The sequence below is a fragment of the Agrobacterium sp. CCNWLW32 genome (genome assembly GCF_037083425.1).
GTDB lineage: Bacteria > Pseudomonadota > Alphaproteobacteria > Rhizobiales > Rhizobiaceae > Agrobacterium > Agrobacterium radiobacter.
Genome location: NZ_JBAOJM010000006.1, coordinates 1 through 24,199 on the forward strand (window position 1 = coordinate 1; position 24,199 = coordinate 24,199).

19 protein-coding genes, 1 tRNA gene and 1 riboswitch are annotated in these 24,199 nt (G+C 59.7%); of the genes, 9 read left to right on the forward strand and 11 right to left on the reverse strand.

Going from position 1 to position 24,199, the window contains the following annotated elements; translation table 11 throughout:
- Positions 1-219: 219 nt before the first annotated feature.
- The gene (locus V6R85_RS14510; protein WP_060725756.1) at positions 220-1,059 is read right to left on the reverse strand and encodes a UDP-2,3-diacylglucosamine diphosphatase; all 840 of its coding nucleotides are present in this window, start codon (positions 1,057-1,059) and stop codon (positions 220-222) included.
- Between the two features lie 228 nt (positions 1,060-1,287).
- Between V6R85_RS14510 and V6R85_RS14515 the strand changes: the two genes are divergently transcribed.
- Both V6R85_RS14515 and V6R85_RS14520 read left to right on the forward strand, forming a co-directional pair.
- Positions 1,288-3,603 (forward strand): NADP-dependent malic enzyme, encoded by a 2,316-nt coding sequence (locus tag V6R85_RS14515; protein ID WP_003502976.1) that lies wholly within the window; start codon positions 1,288-1,290, stop codon positions 3,601-3,603.
- A gap of 136 nt (positions 3,604-3,739) precedes the next feature.
- The gene (locus V6R85_RS14520; protein WP_162695527.1) at positions 3,740-4,846 is read left to right on the forward strand and encodes a DUF2865 domain-containing protein; all 1,107 of its coding nucleotides are present in this window, start codon (positions 3,740-3,742) and stop codon (positions 4,844-4,846) included.
- Positions 4,847-5,027: 181 nt separating this feature from the next.
- Here V6R85_RS14520 and bluB read toward each other — a convergent pair whose 3' ends face one another.
- Together bluB and V6R85_RS14530 are read right to left on the reverse strand one after the other, a co-directional pair.
- On the reverse strand, positions 5,028-5,744 hold the full coding sequence (bluB, locus tag V6R85_RS14525; RefSeq protein WP_003502978.1) for a 5,6-dimethylbenzimidazole synthase: 717 nt from the start codon (positions 5,742-5,744) through the stop codon (positions 5,028-5,030).
- A gap of 77 nt (positions 5,745-5,821) precedes the next feature.
- Positions 5,822-6,004: riboswitch (cobalamin riboswitch) on the reverse strand.
- Between the two features lie 63 nt (positions 6,005-6,067).
- Positions 6,068-6,895, reverse strand: a complete 828-nt coding sequence (locus V6R85_RS14530) for a TolB family protein (protein WP_111834440.1) — start codon at positions 6,893-6,895, stop codon at positions 6,068-6,070.
- 192 nt (positions 6,896-7,087) lie between these two features.
- On the opposite strand from V6R85_RS14530, the gene V6R85_RS14535 reads away from it, so the two are divergent.
- A complete protein-coding gene (locus V6R85_RS14535) occupies positions 7,088-7,465 on the forward strand; it encodes a glyoxalase superfamily protein (RefSeq protein ID WP_020012695.1) in 378 nt (125 codons plus the stop codon).
- A 193-nt stretch (positions 7,466-7,658) separates the two neighbouring features.
- On the opposite strand, the gene V6R85_RS14540 is transcribed toward V6R85_RS14535, so the two are convergent.
- On the reverse strand, positions 7,659-9,338 hold the full coding sequence (locus V6R85_RS14540) for an NAD+ synthase (protein WP_111834441.1): 1,680 nt from the start codon (positions 9,336-9,338) through the stop codon (positions 7,659-7,661).
- A gap of 222 nt (positions 9,339-9,560) precedes the next feature.
- Here V6R85_RS14540 and V6R85_RS14545 point away from each other — a divergent pair, with 222 nt between their 5' ends.
- The 3 genes from V6R85_RS14545 (at position 9,561) to sthA (ending at position 14,312) form a co-directional block, all read left to right on the forward strand.
- Positions 9,561-11,501, forward strand: coding sequence for an LTA synthase family protein (locus V6R85_RS14545; protein WP_161974078.1), 1,941 nt, complete (start codon positions 9,561-9,563; stop codon positions 11,499-11,501).
- A 116-nt stretch (positions 11,502-11,617) separates the two neighbouring features.
- A complete protein-coding gene (locus V6R85_RS14550; RefSeq protein ID WP_003502984.1) occupies positions 11,618-12,151 on the forward strand; it encodes a DUF1003 domain-containing protein in 534 nt (177 codons plus the stop codon).
- A 757-nt stretch (positions 12,152-12,908) separates the two neighbouring features.
- Positions 12,909-14,312, forward strand: coding sequence for a Si-specific NAD(P)(+) transhydrogenase (sthA, locus tag V6R85_RS14555; protein ID WP_111834537.1), 1,404 nt, complete (start codon positions 12,909-12,911; stop codon positions 14,310-14,312).
- 249 nt (positions 14,313-14,561) lie between these two features.
- On the opposite strand, the gene V6R85_RS14560 is transcribed toward sthA, so the two are convergent.
- The 4 genes from V6R85_RS14560 to V6R85_RS14575 form a co-directional block, all read right to left on the reverse strand.
- On the reverse strand, positions 14,562-15,209 hold the full coding sequence (locus V6R85_RS14560) for a hypothetical protein (RefSeq protein ID WP_111834442.1): 648 nt from the start codon (positions 15,207-15,209) through the stop codon (positions 14,562-14,564).
- 221 nt (positions 15,210-15,430) lie between these two features.
- Positions 15,431-15,991, reverse strand: coding sequence for a nucleoside kinase (locus V6R85_RS14565; protein WP_111834443.1), 561 nt, complete (start codon positions 15,989-15,991; stop codon positions 15,431-15,433).
- Positions 15,992-16,204: 213 nt separating this feature from the next.
- A complete protein-coding gene (gene tig / locus V6R85_RS14570) occupies positions 16,205-17,683 on the reverse strand; it encodes a trigger factor (RefSeq protein ID WP_060725748.1) in 1,479 nt (492 codons plus the stop codon).
- A 242-nt stretch (positions 17,684-17,925) separates the two neighbouring features.
- Positions 17,926-18,008, reverse strand: a tRNA-Leu gene (locus V6R85_RS14575).
- Between the two features lie 660 nt (positions 18,009-18,668).
- Between V6R85_RS14575 and V6R85_RS14580 the strand changes: the two genes are divergently transcribed.
- From V6R85_RS14580 to trmFO, 3 genes are all read left to right on the forward strand, one after another.
- Entirely contained in the window at positions 18,669-18,815 is a 147-nt protein-coding gene (locus V6R85_RS14580) for a DUF1127 domain-containing protein (protein WP_003502992.1), read from the forward strand.
- 459 nt (positions 18,816-19,274) lie between these two features.
- Positions 19,275-19,418 carry a DUF1127 domain-containing protein gene (locus tag V6R85_RS14585; protein ID WP_003495735.1) on the forward strand — a complete coding sequence of 48 codons (144 nt, stop codon included), beginning with the start codon at positions 19,275-19,277 and terminating at the stop codon, positions 19,416-19,418.
- Positions 19,419-20,003: 585 nt separating this feature from the next.
- Complete coding sequence (gene trmFO, locus V6R85_RS14590; protein WP_162695528.1) at positions 20,004-21,446, forward strand: methylenetetrahydrofolate--tRNA-(uracil(54)-C(5))-methyltransferase (FADH(2)-oxidizing) TrmFO; 1,443 nt, start codon at positions 20,004-20,006, stop codon at positions 21,444-21,446.
- A 6-nt stretch (positions 21,447-21,452) separates the two neighbouring features.
- Here the strand turns inward: trmFO and V6R85_RS14595 are convergent, their stop codons facing one another.
- The 3 genes from V6R85_RS14595 to V6R85_RS14605 all read right to left on the reverse strand — a co-directional run bounded on the left by V6R85_RS14595 (position 21,453) and on the right by V6R85_RS14605 (position 23,747).
- Entirely contained in the window at positions 21,453-22,055 is a 603-nt protein-coding gene (locus V6R85_RS14595; RefSeq protein ID WP_111834446.1) for a TadE/TadG family type IV pilus assembly protein, read from the reverse strand.
- Positions 22,052-22,504 (reverse strand): TadE/TadG family type IV pilus assembly protein, encoded by a 453-nt coding sequence (locus V6R85_RS14600; RefSeq protein ID WP_336377075.1) that lies wholly within the window; start codon positions 22,502-22,504, stop codon positions 22,052-22,054. The genes V6R85_RS14595 and V6R85_RS14600 overlap by 4 nt, the downstream gene beginning before the upstream one ends.
- A 115-nt stretch (positions 22,505-22,619) precedes the next feature.
- On the reverse strand, positions 22,620-23,747 hold the full coding sequence (locus V6R85_RS14605; RefSeq protein WP_111834448.1) for a pilus assembly protein: 1,128 nt from the start codon (positions 23,745-23,747) through the stop codon (positions 22,620-22,622).
- Positions 23,748-24,199 lie beyond the last annotated feature (452 nt).

Genomic DNA, 24,199 nt, shown 5'->3' on the forward strand with positions numbered 1-24,199 from the left:
CGTCGCCAAACGCTCGAATACGAGTAGAATCAACACCGTGCGCCATGTCCACCAAATTTAAACCGGACAGCAGTGGGTCAAGCCCGAGGATGAAGAAAACAAGCTATTCGGAGTATGTAGGCAACATCGGCGAGATCACGCCATCGCCTTAGCCCGCATCACCCAGCCAGCGCATCCCCAACGAAACGCGCCGTCGCGGCAAAGGTTGGCATGTCCCAATCAGGCCGCGTGTTTCCCGATCAGCCCCGGAATATCCACCGGCTCCATCTCATCCGATGCCTGTTCGACGATAACGTCGCTTGTCTGCATCCAGGTGATCAACTCGAAGCTGCCATCGGCATTTTCGGCAATCGCCGTGCAGCTTTCCACCCAGTCGCCGGTGTTGATGTAACGAATGCCGTCCATGTCTTCCATGACAGCATGGTGAATGTGTCCACAGATGACGCCGTCGACATTGTTGCGGCGCGCCTCGTCAGCCACCACGCGCTGGAATTCGCCGATGAAGTTGACGGCGTGCTTGACCTGCAGCTTGGCCCAGGCCGAGAACGACCAGTAAGGCAGGCCGATGCGGCGGCGCACGGCGGCGATGACGATGTTGAGCGCGATCGCAGCGTCATAGGCCCAGTCGCCGAGATAGGCGAGCAGGCGGGCGTTGCGCACCACCACGTCGAACTCGTCGCCATGGATGATGAGATATTTCTTGCCGTCGGCCGCCTCGTGGATCATGCGCTCGGCCACTTCGATGCCGCCGAAATGCATGCCCGGAAATTCCCGCAGGAATTCATCGTGATTGCCGGGAATATAGACGATGCGGGTTCCCTTGCGGGCCTTGCGCAGAAGCTTCTGCACCACGTCGTTGCAGCCCTGCGGCCAGTACCAGCTGCGGCGCAGGCGCCAGCCGTCGACGATGTCGCCGACGAGGATGATCGTCTCGGCCTCGTGATATTTCAGGAAGTCGAGCAGATAGTCCGTCTTGGCCGCCTTGGAGCCGAGATGAACATCCGAAATGAAAAGCGTTCTGAACTGTCTGGTTTCGATTTGACCGGCCACGGATTTCATCCCCCTGTTCGGTTGCGTCCCTGCGGCTTTCTTACCTCTCAGAACCAGACTCGTGTTGCAGCAACATGACAAACGCCGGTTTTTATAGGGAATATGACGAAGACCTTCACGAAAACGCGAATAAGCCATGGCCGCATTTGCATAAGGGGGCGGTAAATAACGGCTGTACCATGGGAAAGTTTGTTGTATTCAGGGGGCCGGAATTGAACCAGACATGACGGTGGAAGAATGACCTCTCACGATAAGAACAACACGCCCGCCAACACGGCAAAGGCCGACATCGAGGAACAGGCGCTCTTTTTCCACCGCTACCCGCGCCCCGGCAAGCTGGAAATCCAGGCCACCAAGCCGCTCGGCAACCAGCGCGATCTGGCGCTTGCCTATTCACCCGGCGTCGCCGCCCCCTGCCTCGCCATCCATGAAAATCCGGAAATGGCAGCGGAATATACCGCCCGCGCCAACCTCGTCGCGGTCATTTCCAACGGCACGGCGGTTCTCGGACTTGGCAATATCGGCCCGCTCGCCTCCAAGCCCGTGATGGAAGGCAAGGCCGTTCTCTTCAAGAAATTCGCCGGTATCGACGTCTTCGACATCGAAATCGATGCGCCCGGCATCAACGACATGGTTTCCACCATCGCAGCGCTGGAGCCCACCTTCGGCGGCATCAACCTTGAAGACATCAAGGCGCCGGAATGTTTCGAGGTGGAACGCCAGCTGCGCGAAAAAATGAATATCCCGGTTTTCCATGATGACCAGCATGGCACCGCGATCATCGTCGCCGCCGCTGTCACCAACGCTCTGGAACTGGCCGGAAAGTCGCTCTCAAGCGTCAAGATCGTCGCGTCAGGCGCGGGTGCTGCGGCGCTTGCCTGCCTCAACCTGCTGGTCGCCATGGGCGCGAAGAAGGAAAACATCTGGGTCCACGACATCGAAGGCCTCGTTTACGATGGCCGCAACGAGCTGATGGACGAGTGGAAGGAAGTTTACGCCCAGAAGACCGACAAGCGTGTGCTGGCCGAAACCATCGACGGCGCCGACGTCTTCCTCGGCCTTTCGGCCGCCGGTGTTCTGAAGCCGGAACTGCTGGAGCGCATGGCGGAAAACCCGCTGATCCTGGCGCTTGCCAACCCCAATCCGGAAATCATGCCGGAAGCGGCGCGTGCGGCCCGCCCGGATGCGATGATCTGCACCGGCCGTTCGGACTTCCCGAACCAGGTCAACAACGTATTGTGCTTCCCCTATATCTTCCGCGGCGCGCTGGATTGCGGCGCAACCACGATCAACGAGGAAATGAAGATGGCCGCCGTGCAGGCCATCGCCGAGCTTGCGCGTGAGGAAGTCTCGGAAGTCGCGGCAAAAGCCTATAGCGGTGAAACACCGGTCTTCGGCCCGAACTATCTCATTCCCTCGCCTTTCGATCCGCGCCTCATCCTGCGCATCGCACCGGCTGTCGCCCGTGCAGCGGCCGCGAGCGGCGTCGCCGCCCGGCCGATCACCGATTTCGAAGCCTATTTCGACCAGCTGAACCGTTTCGTCTGGCGCTCCGGCTTCATCATGAAGCCGGTCTTCAATGCCGCGAAAGCCGCCGAAAAGAAGCGCATCATCTTTGCCGAAGGCGAAGACGAGCGCGTGCTGCGCGCCGCCCAGGTGCTCTTGGAAGAAGGCACCGGCATCCCGATCCTCATCGGCCGCCCGCAGATCATCGAGACGCGCCTGAAGCGCTTCGGCCTGCGCATCCGTCCGCATACGGATTTTGCCGTGGTCAACCCGGAAGACGATCCGCGTTACCGCGATTATGTCGATGATTATTTCGCCCTTGTCGGCCGCGCCGGCATCAACCCGGAAGCGGCGCGTACCATCGTGCGTACCAACACGACCGTCATCGGCGCGCTTTCGGTGAAGCGTGGCGAGGCGGATGCGCTGATCTGCGGTCTCGAAGGCCGTTATGACCGGCACCTGCGCGACGTGAACCAGATCATCGGCAAGCAGGAAGGCGTGCGTTCCTTTGCGGGTCTCAGCCTGCTCATCACCCAGCAGGGTGCGCTGTTCCTCACCGACACCTTCGTCAACAACGACCCGACGTCAGAGGAAGTGGCTGAGATGGCCATTCTCGCGGCCAAGGAAATCCGCCGTTTCGGCATCACGCCGAAGATCGCACTCGCCAGCCATTCCAATTTCGGCTCGCGCGATTCCGAAAGCGCCCGCAAGATGCGCCGCGCCCTGAAGATCGTGCAGGCGGCAGCACCGGAACTGGAAGTGGACGGCGAAATGCAGGGCGGCTCCGCACTTTCGGAAGCGCTGCGCAAGCGCGCGATGCCGAACAGCGTGCTGACGGGCGAGGCGAACCTTCTGGTCTTCCCGAACCTCGATGCCGCCAACATCACGCTCGGCGTCACCCGCACGCTGACGGAAGGCCTGCATGTCGGCCCGATCCTGCTCGGCAGCGCCCTGCCCGCCCATATCCTGTCGCCCAGCGTCACCTCGCGCGGCGTCGTCAACATGGCGGCGTTTGCCGTGGTGCAGGCCTCGCATCCTTCGGTGTGATAGAGGCCGCATTAACGCAATTTTGAACAAGCTGTTGCCGCATTGCGGCAACAGCTTATGTTATCTTCCTGAAACACGGATTTCGTGAAGTATAACGCCCCTGCCACCGGTCGGGGACATCGAACGGATCGCACAATTGACCCGGCGCAGCCGCATCATCGGCCTCCTGCTTCCCCTTGTTTTCATTGCTCCGGCCACCGCTTTCGCGGATCAGGTCTGCGATACGCTTTATGCGCAGTTGCGTGAGCCGCCACGCGTCATCGGCAATACGGCCGAGGTGCGGCGTTACGCCAATGCGCTCGCCCGCCAGAACATCGTCATTCGCAAGATCAGGAACGACCTGCGCGGCTATGGCTGCTCGTCTGGCAGCGTCATCGTCTACGGCAATCCCAATGCCGGTGTCTGCGCCGAGATCGGCGATGCGCTGGCGGAAGCGGAAAACGAACGCGACGCCATCATCCGTGATCGCGACGACGCCATGGCGGCCGTGCGTGACAACGATGGCGATATCAGGCGCCAGCGTATCCTCGCCGCCCTCGATGCAAATGGCTGCGGCACCGCACCGCAGACGGAAGCGCAGCTGCCGTCGCCTTCCGATGTGACGCGTTACCCCGACGCCTTCCGGCAGAATGGCGGTGAGCCGGGACAGGCGGGGCTTTCCCCCTACCCCAACGCCGCCGCTGAAGGCGGGCTTCGCACACTGTGCGTGCGCACCTGCGACGGCTCGTTCTTCCCCATCGCCGCCAATGCCTCGCCGCTCGATTTCCGCGCCCAGGCCGAGCAATGCCAGAAAATGTGTCCGGGGACGGAGACGGAACTTTATTTCCACTCCATGACGGATCAGGAAACCGCCGACATGGTGTCTGCGGAAACCGGAAAACCTTACAGGGACCTGCCGACCGCCTTCGCCTACAGGAACGCCCCGGCGAAAGCGCCGGGCTGCGCCTGCAACATGGCCGCCTATCACGAAGAAATGCAGAAGCAGGAAGAAGCCTCCCGGCCGGAATCCGAAACGCCCTATTCCGGCATCACGAAAATCCCCTCACCGCAAGGTGACAAGGCCGCCCCCAAACCCGCCGAGCAGCAGCAGGCCGCCAAGCCGCCGGAACAACCCGTTCCCGAACGCGACTATGACCCGAACGATACGAAAGTGCGCGTCATTGGCCCCAAATTTCTGCCGGACCAGACAGGCCGGATCGACCTGAAGAACCCGGCATTGAAGGGTATACAGCCGCAGCAGTGAAGCCGTCGTGGAGCGAGCGGACGCCGCTTGTTTCTTCAGTCCGCGGCAGCGGGATGAGAGGGCTACGGTAGAGATATGCTGAGAGCTTGCCCCCTCATCTGACCCTTCGGGCCATCTTCTCCCCGCCGGGGAGAAGAACAAGCAGCAACGCCCCGCTTCCCTCGCAGAACTTTTATCTGTCTTACACCCCGCCCCAGCGGTTGCGGAACACAAGCTCCTCCAACGGCACGCGCTGCCGCCAGCCTTTCACCGCCAGTTCCGGCTCGGTATAGAGCGCATCGACACGGCCGACGCAGAGCCAGGCGACGATTTCGATGTGGTCGGGAATACCGAGAATGGTGCGAATGTCGCTATCGTGGAAAATGCTGACCCAGCCGACGCCGATGCCTTCGGCGCGGGCTGCGAGCCAGAGATTCTGGATGGCGCAGACGGTGGAATAGACATCCGTGCGCGGATTATGGGTGCGGCCCAGCACCACCTTGCCGCCGCGCGTGGGATCGCAGGTGACGCAGATGCTGAGCGGGGCCTTGCGGATGCCTTCAAGTTTCAAGCTCCGGTAGAGAGCCTGTTGCTCGCCCTCGAACATCGCCGCCGCCTCCTCATTGGCGCGGCTGAAGGCCACAAAGGCCGCCTGACGGATCGCGCCATCGGTGATGAGGGTAAAATTCCACGGCTGCATGAAACCGACCGAGGGTGCCGAATGGGCCGCCTTCAGGAGACGCTCCACCAGATCATCCGGCAGCGGATCGGACAGGAACTGATCGCGCACGTCACGACGGGTTTCAATGGCGCGGTAAATCGCCTCGCGCTCCTCACCGGAAAACGGGCGGGCGGGTGACAGCGCATGATCGAAAGAACTGGCGCCGGGCGGATTGCTCACGGACGGATCGGCTGGCATCGTTTATCCCCAACAATGCGAAGGCCGGGCGCAAACATACACCCCACCTCGACAACAACCTGCCGCCGTCCGCGCGGTTCGGTCTATCCCGTCAGGCCGGTCTTCTGACTTGGCTTCATCCGCCCTTTTCGCCTTCCCGAATTGCTTCAGTGGCTTCTAAAAAAGAGCGTCCGCCTCACAGCGCTGGGCACGTTCCGGGCTTTCACCGGATTCCCGATTCTCCCGCCGCAAGGGCGGGCACCTGACAAAGGAAGCTATGGGCAAAAAAGTTTGCGAATGCAAGTATTCTGCCGGTGGTGCGGCAATGTGGCCTGCCTCCCCCATTACACCGGGAAATACCTGACATAGGCGAACTCGTCCCCCTCAGGTGACCAGTTAGGCGAGTTCATCGTTCCCTGCCCGCCGAAAAGCTCAAACAGCGTCTCGGCATTACCACCATCCATACCCATCAGCCGCACCCGCACATCAAGATCGCGCGGATGGTCGAAAACGTCGCCGTCATAGGAGACGAACACCACCTTGTCTCCCTTCGGAGACGGGTGCGGAAACCAGTCGCCATAGGGGCTGTCGGTGATGCGCTCGACGGCGGAGCCATCCACCCGTACGCGCCAGATCTGCATCCGCCCGGTGCGGCTGGAATTGAAATAGATCCACGCACCGTCAGGCGAATAATCCGGCCCGTCATTGCGACCTTCGCCATGGGTCAACCGCGTCTCGACGCCGCTTTCTATATCCATGGAGTAGATATCGAAGACCTGATCGCGAATGCCGCAATAGGCGAAGCTCTTCCCGTCCGGCGACCAGCCATGCCAGTAGGAGGGAAGGTTTTTCGTCATCAGCCGTGGCGCGCCGCCCACGGAGGCCATGAGATAGATGGCGCTCTTGCCGAATTCCACCTTGTCGGAAATGGCATAGAGTGACCCGTCAGGCGAAATGCCGTGATCGTTATTGCACAGCGTGGCAAAGCCGGTATCGACCTTTTCCGGCGCAATATCACCGGAAAGAGACAGGCGATAAAGCAGGCCTTCGCTGTTCAACAGCAGATATTTCCCATCCGGCGACCAGTTCGGCGCTTCAAAGAGATCAGGCGTCTGCCACACCACACGCATCTGCCGGGTGCGGATGTTGAAGATTTCGATGGAACTGCGCATTCTGCCTCCCGGGCGTGTCCGTGTTCTCGTTCAAAGCGCTGGGCAATGCAGACATTCCGTTTGCATCCGCCATCGCCTCGATTATGATCCTAGGGCGGCAGGCACCGTCCTGCAAATTCAAACCGGAAAAAACGCCAGCGCTCCGGCACCGTCCGCGCCGCTTCCCGTTTCTCCCAGATCCGAGGTTCCGCGATGAATACCATCGCCGATCACGGCATCCGCTTCGGCCGGATCGCCGCAATGCTTCCTGTCAAAAATATCGAAACGGCCCATGATTTTTACGTTGGCGTGCTGGGCTTTGAAAAGACCTTCGAAAACGGCAACCCCGTCGGCTTCATGATCCTGAAACAGGGCAATGCCGAGCTGCATCTGACATTGCAGCCCACGCACAAGGCAGCGCCCTTCAACGTGGCCCATATGATGGTGAGCGATGTCGATGCGCTGCACGCGCTCTGCAAGAGCCAGGGCTTGCGCATCATCAAGGGCCTGCAGGACAAGGATTACGGCCTGCGCGCCTTCGTCTTTGAAGACCCCGATGGCAACCGTATCGATGTGGGGCAGGTTATTTGAGATGAGCGAGCGGCGCGGGGTGTTCTCCGCGCCGTTTATGCGTTGTCAAAAAGCTCCTCACACGCGACGTCATCCTCGGGCTTGACCCGAGGACCCACAATCTCAACCGCGCATGGATCCTCGCCTCAAGGGCGAGGATGACGGAGAAAGGCACTTAACTCACCCGCCAGAAATCAATGGCGCGCGCCCTCAATCACCGATCCCGGAACCGGTTGGTGATCGGATAACGCCGGTCACGGCCGAAGTTCTTCTTGGTGATCTTAACACCCGGAGCCGATTGCCGGCGCTTGTATTCGGCGAGATAAAGCAGATGCTCCACCCGGTGCACGGTGGCCACATCATGGCCGCGTGCGAGAATCTCCTCGACCGACATTTCCTTCTCGACAAGGCATTCCAGAATATCGTCGAGCACCGGATAGGGCGGCAGCGAATCCTGGTCGGTCTGGTTGGGACGCAATTCGGCCGACGGGGCCTTGGAAATGATATTGGCGGGGATCACCTCGCCGGAAGGGCCGAGAGCACCCGGCGGAACATGGGCGTTGCGCCAGCTGGAAATGGCATAGACCTGCATCTTGTAGAGGTCCTTGATGGGGTTGAAACCGCCATTCATGTCGCCGTAGAGCGTGGCGTAACCCACTGACATCTCAGACTTGTTGCCCGTCGTCACCACCATCGAGCCGAACTTGTTCGAGACGGCCATCAGGATGGTGCCGCGCGTGCGGCTCTGCAGGTTTTCCTCGGTAATGCCCTCTTCCGTGCCCTCGAAGAGATCGGACAGCGCCGAGAGGAACCCTTCCACCGGTTCCACGATCGGCACGATATCGTAGCGGCAGCCCAGCGCCCTGGCGCAATCGGCCGCGTCCTTCAGCGATTCTTCCGAGGTATAACGGTAAGGCAGCATGATGCAGCGCACCCGCTCCTCGCCCAGCGCATCGACGGCAAGGGCGGCACAGATCGCCGAATCGATGCCGCCGGAAAGGCCGAGAACCACGCTCTTGAAGCCGTTCTTGTTGACGTAATCACGGAAGCCCAGCATGCAGGCGCGGTAATCCGCTTCCTCACCTTCGGGAATCTTCGAGAAAGGCCCGCTTTCGCAGCGCCAGCCATCTGCCATGCGTTTCCAGTCGGTGACGGCAAGTGTGGCCTCGAACTGGCTCATCTGGAAGGCAAGCGTCTTGTCGGCATTGAAACCGAAGCTTGCGCCATCGAATACCAGCTCGTCCTGCCCGCCCAGCTGGTTGGCGAAAACGAGCGGCAGGCCGCTTTCGATCACCTGCCTGAGCGCCACCTGATGGCGCACATCCAGCTTGCCGCGATAATAGGGCGAACCGTTCGGCACCAGCAGGATTTCCGCCCCGCTTTCGGAGAGCGTCTCGCAGACACCCATATCGTTCCAGATTTCCTCGCAGATCGGAATACCGATCCTGACCCCACGGAAATTATAGGGACCGGAAATCGAACCCTCGGAGAAAACACGTTTTTCGTCGAATTCACCGTAATTCGGCAGGTCTATCTTGTCGCGCAGCGCGATGATCTTGCCGCCATCCAGAAGCGCCACGGAATTGTGTCGTCCCGTCTCGCCCTGTCGCGGAAAACCGATAACGACGCCCGGTCCGCCATCGGCGGTCTCCGCCGCCAGTTCTTCCACCGCTTTCAGGCATGCTTTCAGGAAAGCCGGCTTCAGCACCAGATCTTCAGGCGGATAGCCTGAAATGAAGAGTTCGGTCAGAAGCAGAAGGTCTGCGCCCTGCGTTGCCGCATCGGCCCTAGCCTCGCGCGCCTTGGCGAGATTGCCCGCCACGTCGCCAACAGTGGGATTGAACTGCCCGACGGCAATCCGGAGATGGTTCTGGATATCGTGTCTGTCGCTCATGGCTTTTCAATACCGCGCCCGTGCCCGCTCCGCAACGCGGCAATTGCATGGCGGCGCCCGTTACGCATCGGGCGCGCGCGTTCACGCTAAGGTTATCGCCGCACCGGCCAGGCTGCGCAAAGTTCATGTCGCGTTCATCGCGCTTATGTGACAGTTACATGACACTTTTGCGACACCCGATTCACCTCCCCGGATCGGCCGTGCCGCCTGAAATACCGGAGTATGGGTTTGAGACATTCGGCGCCAAAAACAACGGCTTCCGAAAAGGCTGGTTTTGTCTTTTCGCCTGCAGGGATTAGGAGCCTTTCGAAGCTTTCGGGCACGGCCTATACGCTTGCCAATCTGACGGTCGCATCCGTTGTGCTCGTTGTGGTGCTGGAGTGGATCGCCCGCGGTTCGCTCACGGATGTCGGTGCTTTCCTCACCTCATCCGCACGCCCCGGCATGACCACCATTGCCGCCGTGCTCGCCCTTCTCGTGGCGCTGGATGCCATCCTTGGCCGGCGTTACCTGTCGCTGATCGCCATTGCACCGCTCTGCGCGATGACCGGGCTGATCTCCGCGCAGAAACAGACCTATCTTTCCGATCCGCTTTACCCCTCCGACCTGCTGTTCGGCCGGCAGATCCTCGAGCTTCTGCCGACCATGCTGAAAGCACAGCCCTTGACGGCCGTGCTGCTCGGGCTTGGCATCTGCGCCGCCATTGCGGCACTTGTGGCGCTATGGCTGCTGGCGCGCCGCCATTCGCCCGTCCTGCGCTGGCGTGAACGCGCGGCTGGTCTCGCGCTGGCGCTGCCGCTTCTTGCCAGTCTTGCCTCGCTGATGGACTATTCGCACTATTCCTGGGCACGTGACCGTCTCAACATCATACCCATGATGTGGGATCAGCAGGAAAACTACCGCCACAACGGCTTCCTGATGGCCTTCGCCTTCAATATTCCGATGGCCAATGTCTCGGCGCCACAGGGTTACGGTGAAAACAGCATCGCCGACCTGACGTCCGAACCCGCCGCCTTCGCCGCCAACAAGGGCGACTACCCTGACGTCATCATGCTGATGAGCGAATCGCTCTGGGACCCGGCGCGGCTCGAAAACGTGAAGCTCTCGGCCGATCCGATGCCGACCATCCGCGCCAAACAGTCGGGCAACGTCTTTTCGCCCGAGTTCGGCGGCATGACGGCGAATGTGGAATTCGAGGCGCTGACCGGCTTTTCCAACGCCTTCCTGCCCTATGGCAGCATTCCCTACCAGCAATATATTCGCCGCCCTGTGCCCTCGCTCGCCAGTTTCTTCCGCGGCGAAGGCTATTCCGCCATCGCCATGCATCCGTTCCAGGAATGGTTCTGGAACCGCAAGCAGGTCTACAGGAATTTCGGCTTCGAGGAATTCCGCTCGGAAGAGACGCTGCCGGCCATGGAAAAACGCGGCAACTTCGCCTCCGACGATGCGCTGATGGATGAGATCATGGCGACGGCGGACCGGACGCAGAACCCGCTTTTCCTCTTCGCCGTCACCCTGCAGGGACACGGTCCTTACGAGGCCACCCGTTACGCCGAAAACACCATCGGCGTCGAAGGTGATCTCTCCGCCTCCGCCTCGCAGGCGCTTGCCACCTATTCGCAAGGGGTGGCGGAAGCCGATGAAGCGCTGCTGAAACTGATGCGCTGGGCAAAAAAACGCGACCGTGAAACCATCATCGTCCTCTTCGGCGATCACCTGCCGCCGCTCGGCCAGACCTTCGTGGAAAGCGGTTACATGCCGGGCATGGTGGCAAGCCGCCGTGCGCCGCTGGAGGTGATGAAGAAGGAACACGAGACACCGCTCGTCGTCTGGTCCTCCAAGAAGGGCGTGCGCAAGAATATCGGCACCATCAGCCCGGCGCTTCTGCCCTATCATGTGCTGAAGACGGCCGGCTTCTCCGATCCCTTCTATACCGGCACGCTCGGCGAGGTGCAGAAGGCCTTCTCCGTCATCGACCGGCATATGCTGGTGGCGACCGACGGCAAGGCCCTGCCCGACTGGTCGATCGCGCCCAATTCCATTCCCGACGTGGTGCGCGATTACCGCCTGCTGCAGTTCGACATGATGTTCGGCCAGCAATATGGCCGCGAGCGCTTCTTCCCCGGTTTCAACTGGCTGCATGAGGGCGCGCCGTCGGTCTGATGGTTTTCGGCGGGGACGCCTGAACCGCATGGTGGTGGAAATCGTTTGAATTCCACCGCCATGCGGGTTTATCTCGGGAAACATCCGCATCGCCCCATCAGAACCGGAGAAACACCGTGTCAGATATCTCCGACTATATCGTTTCGCACTTCAAGCGCTCCTCCCGCGAAATCGGCGAGGTGGAGCAGCGTATTCTCGAACTCTCGCACCAGAAAAAGCTGGTTTCGAGCGACATCAACGCGGAATTTTCCGCCGGCGCCAGCCTCGGCGACAGGCTGGCCGACAATATCGCCAAGGTCGGCGGCTCCTGGGGTTTCATCCTCAGCTTCTGCTTTTTCCTGGTGGTCTGGGCCATCGTCAACACCATCGTGCTGACGACGCGCGCCTTCGACCCCTATCCCTTCATCTTCCTCAACCTGCTGCTCTCCATGCTGGCCGCCATTCAGGCGCCGATCATCATGATGTCGCAGAACCGACAGGCCGCCCGCGACCGTTTTGAGGCCGCCAAGGATTATGAGGTGAACCTGAAGGCCGAGCTCGAGGTTCTTTCCCTGCATGAAAAGATCGATGTGAAAGTGCTGGCCGAACTGGCGGCGCTCCGCCAGGACCTTGCCGCGCTCCACCGTCACGTTACCCGCAAAGAAGACTGAAGCCGGAAAAAATCGTCCCCGCTTTTCCCCGCTCCGCGGCGCGCTGTTAGAGTGAACGCAGTCCTGCCGGGTGGCTGCCAGACGTGGCGGAAACCAAGGGACGGTCCTGTGGTGGGAACGCTGGCAACGTTCGTGGAAAGGACCATTTCGCAACAGGCGGTGCACGGCCCTTTGCGAAATACGGCATGGTGAAAGACCCGGCTGCGCAACGCATCCGACCCACACCAACCCCAACCAAAGCGCAGCCGGGCAATCGCCCGACGCACGCTGGGTATCCCCGACCGGCAACGCTGGGCGGGATGAAGCTGTTGGGTTTTTGAGGCTTTTTCAGGAGTGAAGGGAGGTGCGTGGAGCTTACCCCCCCTCTGCCCTGCCGGGCATCTCCCCCTCAAGGGGGGAGATCGATCTGCGGCAAGGCCTCGCCCATCTCAACGCTTGAGAATGGAGCAGTAAAAGAGCCTCTTGCCGATCTCCCCCCTTGAGGGGGAGATGCCCGGCAGGGCAGAGGGGGGTAAGCTCCACGCACCTCCGCGCCACTAAGAATCGCACAACCTCCTGAAACCTCACCCCCCAGTTACGAATCCGTCAGATTCTTACGCTACAGATTGACGCAGGCGTTTGTTGCATTGCACTCTTGCGGGCAAGGCTGAAGGGGGAATCACTCCCCATCATCAAAATGGCATCACGACCATTTCGCGGCGACGCCATGCCGGATGCGACATCCGGTCATTGCAATAATTCTGTTCCGGGGTTTTTCATGCACCAGTTCGATCTGATTGTTGTCGGCAGCGGTCCGGCGGGAAGACGGGCCGCCATTCAGGCCGCCAAGCTCGAAAAGAAGGTTCTGGTCATCGAGAAGGGCAGCCGCGTCGGCGGCGTTTCGGTGCACACCGGCACCATCCCTTCGAAGACCCTGCGCGAAACGGCGCTCAACCTCACCGGCTGGCGCGAGCGCGGTTTTTACGGGCGCGCCTATCGTGTCAAGCAGGAGATCGACGCCGAAGACCTGCGCCGCCGCCTGCTCATCACGCTGGATCACGAAGTGGAAGTGCTGGAGCACCAGTTCGCCCGCAACCGCGTCCAGCACATTCGCGGCACGGCAAGCTTCATCGACGCCAACACCATGAAGGTGGTGAAAAGCGATGGTGAGATCATGACCGTTACCGCGACATCCATCCTGCTGACCATTGGCACCCGCCCCTACCGGCCGCCGCATATTCCCTTCGATGGCGAAGCGGTGCTCGATTCGGACGAGATTCTCGAGATCAAGGAACTGCCGCGCTCGATGATCGTTGTCGGCGCCGGCGTCATCGGCATCGAATACGCCACCATCTTCAGCGCGCTCGACACGCAGGTGACGGTGGTGGAGCCGCGCGAAACGATGCTGGAATTCATCGACAAGGAAATCGTCGAGGATTTCGCCTATCAGCTGCGCGACCGCAACATGAAGCTGATCTTCGGGCAGAAGGCGGAAAAGGTGGAGCGTGACGACAGCGGCAAATGCCTCGTCTCGCTCGGCAATGGTCGCGTCCTCAAGGCCGAGACGGTGCTGTTTGCCGCCGGCCGCGTCGGCGCTACCGATACGCTCAACCTTTCGGCCTGCGGGCTGGAGGCCGACAGCCGCGGCCGCCTGAAGGTCGATCCCGAGACCTTCCAGACCTCGGTGCCGAACATCTATGCCGCCGGCGACATCATCGGTTTCCCGAGCCTTGCATCCACGTCCATGGAACAGGGCCGCATCGCCGCCCGCCATGCCGTCGGTGCACCGGCCGGCGAACCGCCGCAATTCTTCCCCTACGGCATCTATGCCGTGCCTGAAATCTCCACCTGCGGCCTGACGGAAGAAGAAGTCATCGAACGCGCCATTCCCTATGAATGCGGCATCGCCCATTTCCGCGAAACCTCCCGCGGCCACATCATGGGTCTCGACAGCGGGCTCTTGAAGATGATCTTCTCGCTGAAAACCCGCCGCCTGCTCGGCGTCCACATCGTCGGCGAAGGCGCAACGGAACTGGTGCATATCGGCCAGGCGGTGCTGAATCTCAAAGGCACGGTGGAATATTTCGTGGAGAATACGTTCAATTACCCCACGCTCGCGGAAGCCTACAAGATTGCCGGGCTGGATGCGTGGAACCGCATGGGTGAGATCAAGAAGGATTGAGAGAGTATTCAGCGGAACGGCACAACGCCATACGGGCGCTTGTGGTAAGGTCGTAGCCTCCTCTCCTCGTCACCCCGGACTTGATCCGGGGTCCAGCCAGCCCAAGTCCTTGGGCTGAAAAGACTCGCCTCAAGGCGCAGACGCGCCGTGGCTGGATGCCGGATCAGGTCCGGCATGACGGAAGAGAGACATTCACCTGCATCTTTCCTCTTGTCCAGAGATGATCCCGGCCCAAGCAGCCCGCCCCCCTCACCAGCGAATACTATACCGCGCACTCACCCCCGGCCGGAAATGATCCGCAAAACCCTGGTCAAGCGTTCCGCGCACCGTCAGATTATCGCCGATCTTCTGCTCCACCGCCACGCCGCTGCTGAACTCGTTGAAGCTGTTGCGGCTCGCCCCCGTCAGCACGAAGGCCGTGCCGGTTTCCGAGCGGGACAGGCGCAACGACTGCGACACATCAAGACCGTTCCATTGCTGCGCCGTGCCGTCGTAACGCACGGTGAAATTGCGGTTCGCCTCGATATCCAGTTCCGGCGTGACGATGCGCTTCTGCTGTGATGTCATGGAGAGGCTGCTCGACCCCGTCAATGCATTGACGATGACACCGACATCGCGTGCAAGCGAGACACCGGGCAGCTGTTCCGCCAGCAGCGTGACATTACCCCACAGCCGAACCGGCGTATCCACCACCTGCCCCGTCCTCGAGGCATTCATGCCCATTTCCAGCCCCGCCCGGATCGGCGTATCGACCGGCAGCTTGGCGCCGATGCGCGCCGTGTAGGAGCGATCGGAATTCTTGACCGGTTTCCAGATCAGCCCGGCCTCATCGGCATGAGCGGCCGTGGCGGCGGTAAAGAACGACAATACAAGGGCAGAACCCGTTCGGAGCGACATACTTGTCCCCTGGCAGATTAAGGGCGCGCCGGAAGACCCGGCAGGCACGGTAAAAGCTCAAGGCCAATGGTTTGGCAGCGATGAGGCCGCATAAAAGCGGCGCACAGTACCCGAGCGGCCGCGTTCAGCGACCGGGGCAAATCATGCTGCGCAGGGTGCCAGATGAACGGGAGATGAACAAGAGCAGATGCAGCAAAAAATCATGCTGCACCGCATTGTGATCAAAACGAAGAATCCCCGTGCTGCTCATTTCCTGAGGTCGGTCCAACGCAGCGGGTCAGGATGTCATCAATCACCACGTCTAAAGGCCTCGATGAATCAATGACCGTTGCATTGGCGGGAAGGTCTTCTTTCGTCGCATGGAGTTGCAAGACAAATTCGCGTTCGGCCGCCTTTCCGCCGAACTCGTCCTCAGGCCTCTCCATCAACCGTCTTCGCAAGATCGCGACGTCGATATCCAGAACGAAGACCTGATCGAAGCGGTCTATAAAACGCCCAAAGTTCCTTGAGCCGCCGCAGAAGAACGTGATCGCGTGACGTCGATCAGTCACCAGCGCCTGCACTTTTTTGACATCCCAAATATGATGCCGATGACGGTAGATAATATCCCCATCCCCTTGAAACAGCGAGAGATCGACCGGTTCGCCTGTTTCAGGATCACCTTTGTAGGCAAGTTCACGGTCGCCGTGGATGACATGATAGCCACGTCGCTGGAGTTCGGTTGCCACCGAGGTTTTACCGGTGCCGGAAACACCCTCGATCAAACAGTTTCTGACACCCATAACACGACCCTTCAACATTCCCCGGCGTCGTGGCGATGGTGCCTATATTTCCGGTTCGGCGGCCACGGTCTCTAACGATAATGATTCAGAATGACGCAACGATGTCAAAAGCCCGAAACCGGGCGAGCAATACTGCCAGAAAACCGGCGCCCAAACAAAAAGGCCGCAGCTTTCGCCGCGGCCCTTTGTTCAATCAGCTTGCACCGAAGAAGATTATTCGGCGTCGCCTTCGGCGGCCTTCTTCTTGGCCGGAGCCTTCTTCTTCGGAGCGGCTTCTTCGCCTTCAGCGGCGGCGTCAGCCTTGGCAGCAGCCTTTTTCTTGGCCGGAGCCTTCTTCTTGGTTTCCGTTTCTTCTTCGCCGTCGTCAGCCAGCAGCTCTTCCTTGGAAACGGTCTTGTCCGTTACCGAGATTTCGGAGAGCAGCTTGTCAATGACCTTCTCTTCGAAGATCGGAGCGCGCAGCGAAGCGGAAGCGCCGGGGGTGTTGCGGAAGAAATCGAGGATTTCCTTCTGCTGGCCGGGGAACTGCTGCAGCTGCTGGAACAGCGCGCGCTGCATTTCTTCTTCGGTCACTTCAACGCCGGCCTTTTCGCCGATTTCGGAGAGAACGAGGCCGAGACGAACGCGACGCTCAGCAAGCTTGCGATATTCTTCGCGGGCTTCTTCTTCGGTCGTGTCTTCGTCAGCGAAGGTCTTGCCGGACTGGGCGAGATCGGTGTTGATCTGGCGCCAGATGTTATCGAACTCGGCGTCGACGAGGCCAGCCGGCGTGTCGAACTTGTACATCTCGTCCAGCTGGTCGAGGATCTGACGCTTGACCTTCTGGCGGGTGACGTTGCCGTACTGGCTTTCGATCTGGCCCTTGACGATTTCCTTCAGCTTTTCAGCCGATTCGAGACCGAGCTTGGTGGCCAGTTCGTCGTTGATTTCAACAGCAGCGGCAGCAGCAACTTCCTTGACGGTGATGTCGAAGTTGGCTTCCTTGCCCGCGAGGTTCGCAGCCGGGTAGTCGGCCGGGAAGGTCACGGTGATGGTCTTTTCGTCGCCGGCCTTGACGCCAACGAGCTGGTCTTCGAAGCCGGGGATGAAGCGGCCAGAACCGAGAACCAGTTCAGCGTCTTCAGCAGCGCCGCCGTCGAAGGCAACGCCGTCAACCTTGCCGAGATAGTTCATGGTGACGCGGTCGCCATCGGCGGCCTTGCCCTTCTTGGCCTCGTAGGTGCGGGCGCTTTCGGCGATCTTGAGGATCTGCTCGTTGATTTCGTCTTCGGAGACTTCAACAACTTCGCGGGTAACCTTGATGCCGTCATTGGCCTTCAGTTCGATGGCCGGGATGATTTCATAGGCAACGGTGAATTCGAAATCGGATTCGGCCGACAGGATCTTTTCAGCTTCCTGCTCGTCTTCGGTCATGGAGATGGCCGGCTGGGTAGCAGACTTCTCGCCGCGGCTGGAAAGGATTTCGGAAGGCTTTTCACGAACCAGCTCGTTGACGAGGTCGGCCATGATGGACTTGCCATACATCTTCTTCAGGTGACCCATCGGCACCTTGCCGGGACGGAAACCGTTGATGCGAACCTTGTCCTTGGCGTCAACCAGGCGCTCGTCCAGACGGGCCTTCATGTCGGCAGCCGGGATAACGATCTTGAGTTCGCGCTTCAGCCCTTCAGCGAGCGTTTCAATAACCTGCATTTTCTCAAACCTTCACATCATGGCGGCGGTGCTCAGACAGCCGTTGGTTTACTTTCGAGCACTGCGCCGGAAACTTCGTTCCCCGGCCGTGGCTTCCCTTATTTCTTTACACAAGCGCCTGCCGCACACCTTTGCGCCTGCACCGGAGACCAAAGACCAAAGGGGAGAAAAGAACCCCGAAGCTCCCCGCATCTTATAAAGATGCACTCTGGCGCAAGCGTGGCACAGCCATGCCTTGCTTGTGGTGCGGGTAGAGAGACTCGAACTCCCACGCCGAAGCGTTGGTACCTAAAACCAATGCGTCTACCAATTCCGCCATACCCGCACGTTGGGCGGCGGTATGTCACAATGTTCTGAAAGGGTCAAGCACGCCGTTCCCCCGCCTTTCGTTTCCTCCGGACTTTTCTTGTTGCCCGCGCCGGCGGGGAGAGGCAGCCGCCCCCTAAGCTTATTTGCCGCCGCCGCCAGGGGATGAGGCGCAAGGATCGGACTGGGCGATTCTGGGCTGGAAACGGGAAACCGCGGGGCATCCGCCCCCTCTCCTTGCCGGCCCGCCCCAAGCGGCACATCCGCATGGAAGCAGGCGGGGAAGCAGGCAATATTTATGCGGCTACATTGACATTATATATAGCCTCTCCCGCAACCGACATTGCCGGATTGCCGCCCCCCCGCTTCATATCTGCAATTCGAGGCTTCTGCGCCGCGCCCACCCCGTATCCGGCCATGCCTCCCGGATTCGCAACGCCCAACCCCATTCGATCACCAAAAGCACACAAATTGGTCACAAATTATGCACGGATCGCCGCAATCGGGTCGATTTCTCCACTTGCCTTGCGTTTAATGCATAGGTGACATCTTGCTTTGTCTGTTTTTGTTTTGATTAAACCGATTATATTCATGGTCATACAGAGATCGAGTTCAGCCCCGGACCAAAGCCTCCCAAGACTGGCCGTAGAGACTGAACAGCACGAAGAGGAAGATGAAAATGAACATCACACGCTCGCTGACCAACTGGCGCAAGTATCGTCAGACCGTAACCGAACTCGGCCGCATGACCGACCGCGAACTGAATGACCTCGGCATCGGCCGTCAGGACATCCGTCGCGTCGCCCGCACCGCCGTCGGCATCTAATTATACGCCCCGCCGCTTATTGCGGCGGATGCGAGACGACCTACCCAAAAAGGCCTGAGGCTTCCGCCTCCGGCCTTTTTTCGTTTTGGGCGACTGCACAGCCACTCGCCGCATCGGCAGATGAAAAATGCATCGATGGGCCGACCATTTGCACAGACCTGGATCGCGCTGGAGCCTCTCCCAAGCCTGCTTTTGACGCCGGAAAGCCTCTCCTGCGCCGCCAAAGGCTGCCAAATCAGTCAAAACTGCCTGAAACGCAGGCATTTCCGCTCATATTTTGCCCAGATGATATTCAAAGCCGCAAATTTAGCCGACATAGTGCACAAATGCATGGCAGTAGCCTAAATTCTGCACTGCACAACATGGCTCAATGTCTATATATAAACCTCAACAGCCGAGAGCACAGAGAAACACTGAGCCGGCAGACGAAATCAACAGAGATAGATTGAGGAAACGACCATGAACCCCATCCGCATCGCAAAGAACTGGATCTCCTACCGCCGCACGATCAACGAACTTGGCAGCCTGTCCAACCAGGCTCTGAGCGACATCGGCCTGACCCGTTACGACATCCGTAACGTAGCAGCCCGTTCGTTCCGCTAAGGCGTAAACGATCGTCCCGCTGCCCGACCTCCAGGGCGCGACGATCGAGCGACAGGTTAAAAAAGCGGCGCCTCTGGCGCCGTTTTTGATTCTGGCGGAATATGCTGGAAATTCTCGCCAGTCGGCGGTTGAAGGACATCAGCACACCACGCCATGTGGTGTCGCCCCCTCCTTGTCGGTTGCTCTTCCGCTACACTCCTCTCCCGTCATGCCGGACTTGATCCGGCATCCAGTCACGGCGCGTCTGCGCCGTGGGAAGAGTCCTTTCAGCCCAAAGACTTGGGCTGGCTGGATTCCGGCTCAAGGCCGGAATGACGGAGGAAGATGGCCCCCTACAAAAAAAACGCTGCCAACCATCACAGCAAATTACACATCCAGACGAAGACGAGGTCACCAATCACATTGGGCGACCTGCTAGCATAAAGACCACATCCCCTCCGTCGTAATCCTCACCCCAAAAACATTTGGCTGCCCCGGCCATGCATGCTAGTGCATCCGCAAACAATGCAGCGTCCTTCGGGACCCGCGCGGAACAATCACTCGAAAGACAGCCGCCGGACGGGAGCCTTTGCCCCGCGGCCGCCTATGGACACCGAAATGCAAGACAAGACCACTTCTCCCATTCATGTCGTGGGCGGCGGACTGGCCGGTTCGGAAGCCGCATGGCAGATCGCGCAAAGCGGCGTCCCCGTCATCCTGCACGAAATGCGCGGCGTGCGCGGCACGGACGCGCATAAGGGCGATACACTGGCGGAACTGGTCTGTTCCAACTCCTTCCGCTCCGACGATGCAACGGCGAACGCAGTCGGCGTCATCCATGCGGAAATGCGGCTCGCCGGCTCACTGATCATGGCCTGCGCCGACAGACACCAGGTGCCGGCCGGCGGTGCACTCGCCGTCGACCGAGACGGGTTTTCTGAAGCCGTGACGAAAGAGCTGGAAAGTCACCCCCTGGTGACGATCGTGCGCGAAGAGGTGAACGGCCTGCCGCCGAGGGAATGGGGCAACTCGATCATCGCCACCGGCCCGCTCACCTCGCCGGATCTCGCCGCCGCCATTCAGGCCGAGACGGGTGAGGATGCGCTCGCCTTTTTCGACGCCATCGCCCCCATCGTGCACCGCGACAGCATCAACATGGATATCTGCTGGTATCAGTCGCGTTACGACAAGGTCGGCCCCGGCGGCACGGGCAAGGATTACATCAACTGCCCGCTGAACGAGGAACAGTATAACGCCTTCATCGATGCGCTGATCGCCGGCGATACCGTCGGTTTCAAGGAATGGGAAGGTACGCCCTATTTCGACGGCTGCCTGCCGATCGAGATCATGGCCGAACGCGGCCGCGAGACACTGCGCCACGGCCCGATGAAACCGATGGGCCTGACCAACGCCCATAACCCCACCGTCAAGGCCTATGCCGTCGTCCAGCTGCGCCAGGACAATGCGCTCGGCACGCTCTACAACATGGTCGGTTTCCAGACCAAGCTGAAATATGGCGTTCAGGCGGATGTGTTCCGCATGATACCGGGCCTCGAAAATGCGGAATTCGCCCGCCTCGGCGGCCTGCACCGCAATACCTATATCGATTCCCCCATCCTGCTCGACCGCTCGCTGAAGCTGAAATCCCGGCCGGACCTGCGTTTCGCCGGCCAGATTACCGGCTGCGAAGGTTACGTGGAAAGCGCCTCCGTCGGCCTTCTCGCCGGCCGCTTCGCCGCCGCCGAACAGAAGGGCGAGACCCCGAGCCTGCCGCCGGCCACCACCGCGCTCGGCTCGCTTCTCAACCACATCACCGGCGGCCACCTCTCCTCCGATGATGAGCCGGGCAAACGTTCCTTCCAGCCGATGAACATCAATTTCGGCCTCTTCCCGGAACTGGCGCCGGGCTCGATCGTCAAGCCTGAAGGCGTGAAGCGTTTTCGCGGCAAGGACAAGACGATCATGAAACGTCAGCTGATTGCAGCGCGGGCGTTGAGGGATTGCGCGGAATGGCTCGGCGGAAACAGGAACGAGACACACGCGCTTTGAGGCCGCTCAGTCGGCTTTGAATGGTGAGCGTTTGAGATTCCACTTTGCGAAATCCGATTTGCCCGTCTGGTACGGATATCGCTGGGAAAAGAACGGGTTAACAGCTGCAACATATTCGAATTTGAGCGTGATATCGGCGAGGACCGAGATCAGCGGCTGGTAGCTGTAGCGACCGGAGACGACGATGACAGCCTCCTGAGCAACGAAACCGTTGGCAATCACGGTTTTCTCCCACGGCACATCTTCGGCGGAGCCCAGAAAATTGTGGGCGGGAAATTGCAGCCGGGCGACCTTATCCACCAGTTTGACGCTTCTCAACGTCAGGTCGAGTTTGCCCGTCTGGAGAATGCCGCTGCCGGAAAGCACGACGAAACTCGGAACCCCCGTGCGCACCCTTTCCTCGAATTCAGGAAATCTTGCCGCCCAGCGCGCTGAATTGTCGACGATCGTCATGAACCGGTCATAGCTCAGCCAGCCCCGCCCGATCTCAATGACCACCGCAAGCATAAGGACGAGCAGCGGTGCCAGAAGCCCCATTTCCACCGCCGCAGCGCCAGAGCGGCAACGGCCAAAACCAGCAAGACGCAAAAACCGTGTCGTCTTTTTCATTCGGTCACCCGCACGGCAGTGATCGCCAGGGAAATGCTGCGCAACTGATGAATGCCCCCCGTGTCCGGCACGAGGATACGCGTCGTCGGCATCAAAAAATTCCATTTGTAACCGATCGCCAGAATGTACTGCCCGGCGGTATCGGCGGGCGGGCGGAAATCGTTCACGATCGGTATGGGCACCTTGGCTTCGGCAATATCGTCGTCGGGAATCGGCAAAAGGGCAATCTTGAGATTGGTTTCGTCCGTCCCTCCGATGAAATGAGAGGCGATTGCCCTGCGCAACGCGATCTCGGTCGCCGGTTTGCCGTCCGCCGCCGCCTTTCGGAGATACTCGATGCCCGCATTCGAGGCAAAAGAGAGATAGAGATAATAGAGCATCAGCAGGCCTATTTCGAGCGTCCCGAAAATCAGCGCAAAAAACAGCGGCAACAGCAGCGCCGTCTCCACCGCCGTTGCCGCCTTTCGGTCGCCAAACAGCCGGTACCATGCCCCATGCGTGAACCGGCATCCGCGCGGGTCGCCGCAGCTTTTATCCTGACGCGGGGAAAGAAAAGACTTCATCTCAGCCTTCTTCCATTCGATCCACATAGATAAGCTGGAAGCCCGTGATGATGCCGCCGAAGCTGTCGCTCAGTCCGGTAGCCTCGATCGTCACCCGATAGATGGAGTAAGCCTTGACCCTGAAACTGTAATCCCTCGGCGTCCAAGCGATATTGTTTTTATCCTGAGCCATTTCCCACACCTTCTGCTGAGGTTTCAGGGTGGGGAGCCGTTGCTGTAGCGAAATCTTGATTCCGTTTGTTTTTTCGACGTCCTCGACGGCGCGGCGCCCATTATACCAAACCATGATCTTATATATCCCGGGGTGAAGCTCGACATCCTTGTAGATCGAGCTATTGGCTTCGATATTTTTTTTCTTGCCGGGCGCAGGCGGTCCCCAGTCGCTGTCGAGTTCCATGACATAACGGGTTGGCAATGAGAGCTCGGTGCCCGCCTTCTTTTCAATTTCGTTCTTGTCGGTGGTCTTTACCTTATTGGCCTCCTTCAGCGTGCAGGCCAAGTCGTTCGCGGTGGGAGCCCCGTTGAGTTTCTTGCTCTCCATGCCCGGCGGATAACCCTGCCAGTTGTGATTGCGGCGGCAGCAGGGGCTGCTCCAGTCCTGCAACTCGACGCCGGGTCCGGTCCCGCCATCCCATCCGATTTCCGAAAATGGATAGACCCCCCAGCAGCCGCCGGGGGTTTCCTTGGTGACGCCGTTTTTCAGAACTCGCTCGACGCCGAGAGCGTTGCTCTCGAACATATTGTCAATGATGACCGCATCGTCCTCGGGATAGGGCGGGATGCCTTCGCAGGACTCATCTAGGCGATATTTCAGCTTATCGAGATTGAACATCTCCGAGAAAATCAAACCGTAACTGAACTCAGCCTTGATCTTCGTCGTGGTCCAGTCCACCTCCACCTGGCGCGAGAGGACCTTTTGCTTGGTGGATTGAATCATGGCATCGAAGGCCGCGGCCACATTGTCACGCCTGACGCGGTCAAGCAACGTATGGGTGCGCGTGGGCTTGGTGGCTCTTTCGCACGCCATCGCCATGACCCGCTTGGACTGGTTGTAATATGCCAGCGCCCTGCCGCCTTCAAAAAGCAGCCCCAGCAAAATGATGAAGACCGGCAGCAGCAGCGCGGTCATGATGGCGAAGGTGCCCGAGTGGTCTCTAAGGAGCGACGAAAAAAGGCTCCTTTTCCGTGCCGTTTTTTTTATCCGCCTGCTCATCCTGAAAACACCGTCTCATGTCGCTCATCGCGGCGGGAAAGGCGCACTGTGAAAAGCGGTGCGCCGGGCTTTCTGCCACGCTAAAAAATATCCGGCCTGCCGCCGGGTGCTGAAAATTGCCTGTCGATTGGCGAACGCTTTTTCGGGAGCAGTTCTCGCCGACCTCTTAAAATCCACGGGGTCATTAGCACGGAAACCGTAAACCAAAGGCCAACAAAAACCTGAAAATATGCTGTAAATTCATATGCTTAATTCATTTATTAATAAATTAGAACGTATGAATTGTGGCCATCATGCCGTGCATGACGGGGCCGATTTCGGCAATGCAGTTTTCTTCGGGGCGACAAACCGGGGTTTGCCCCTTGTCC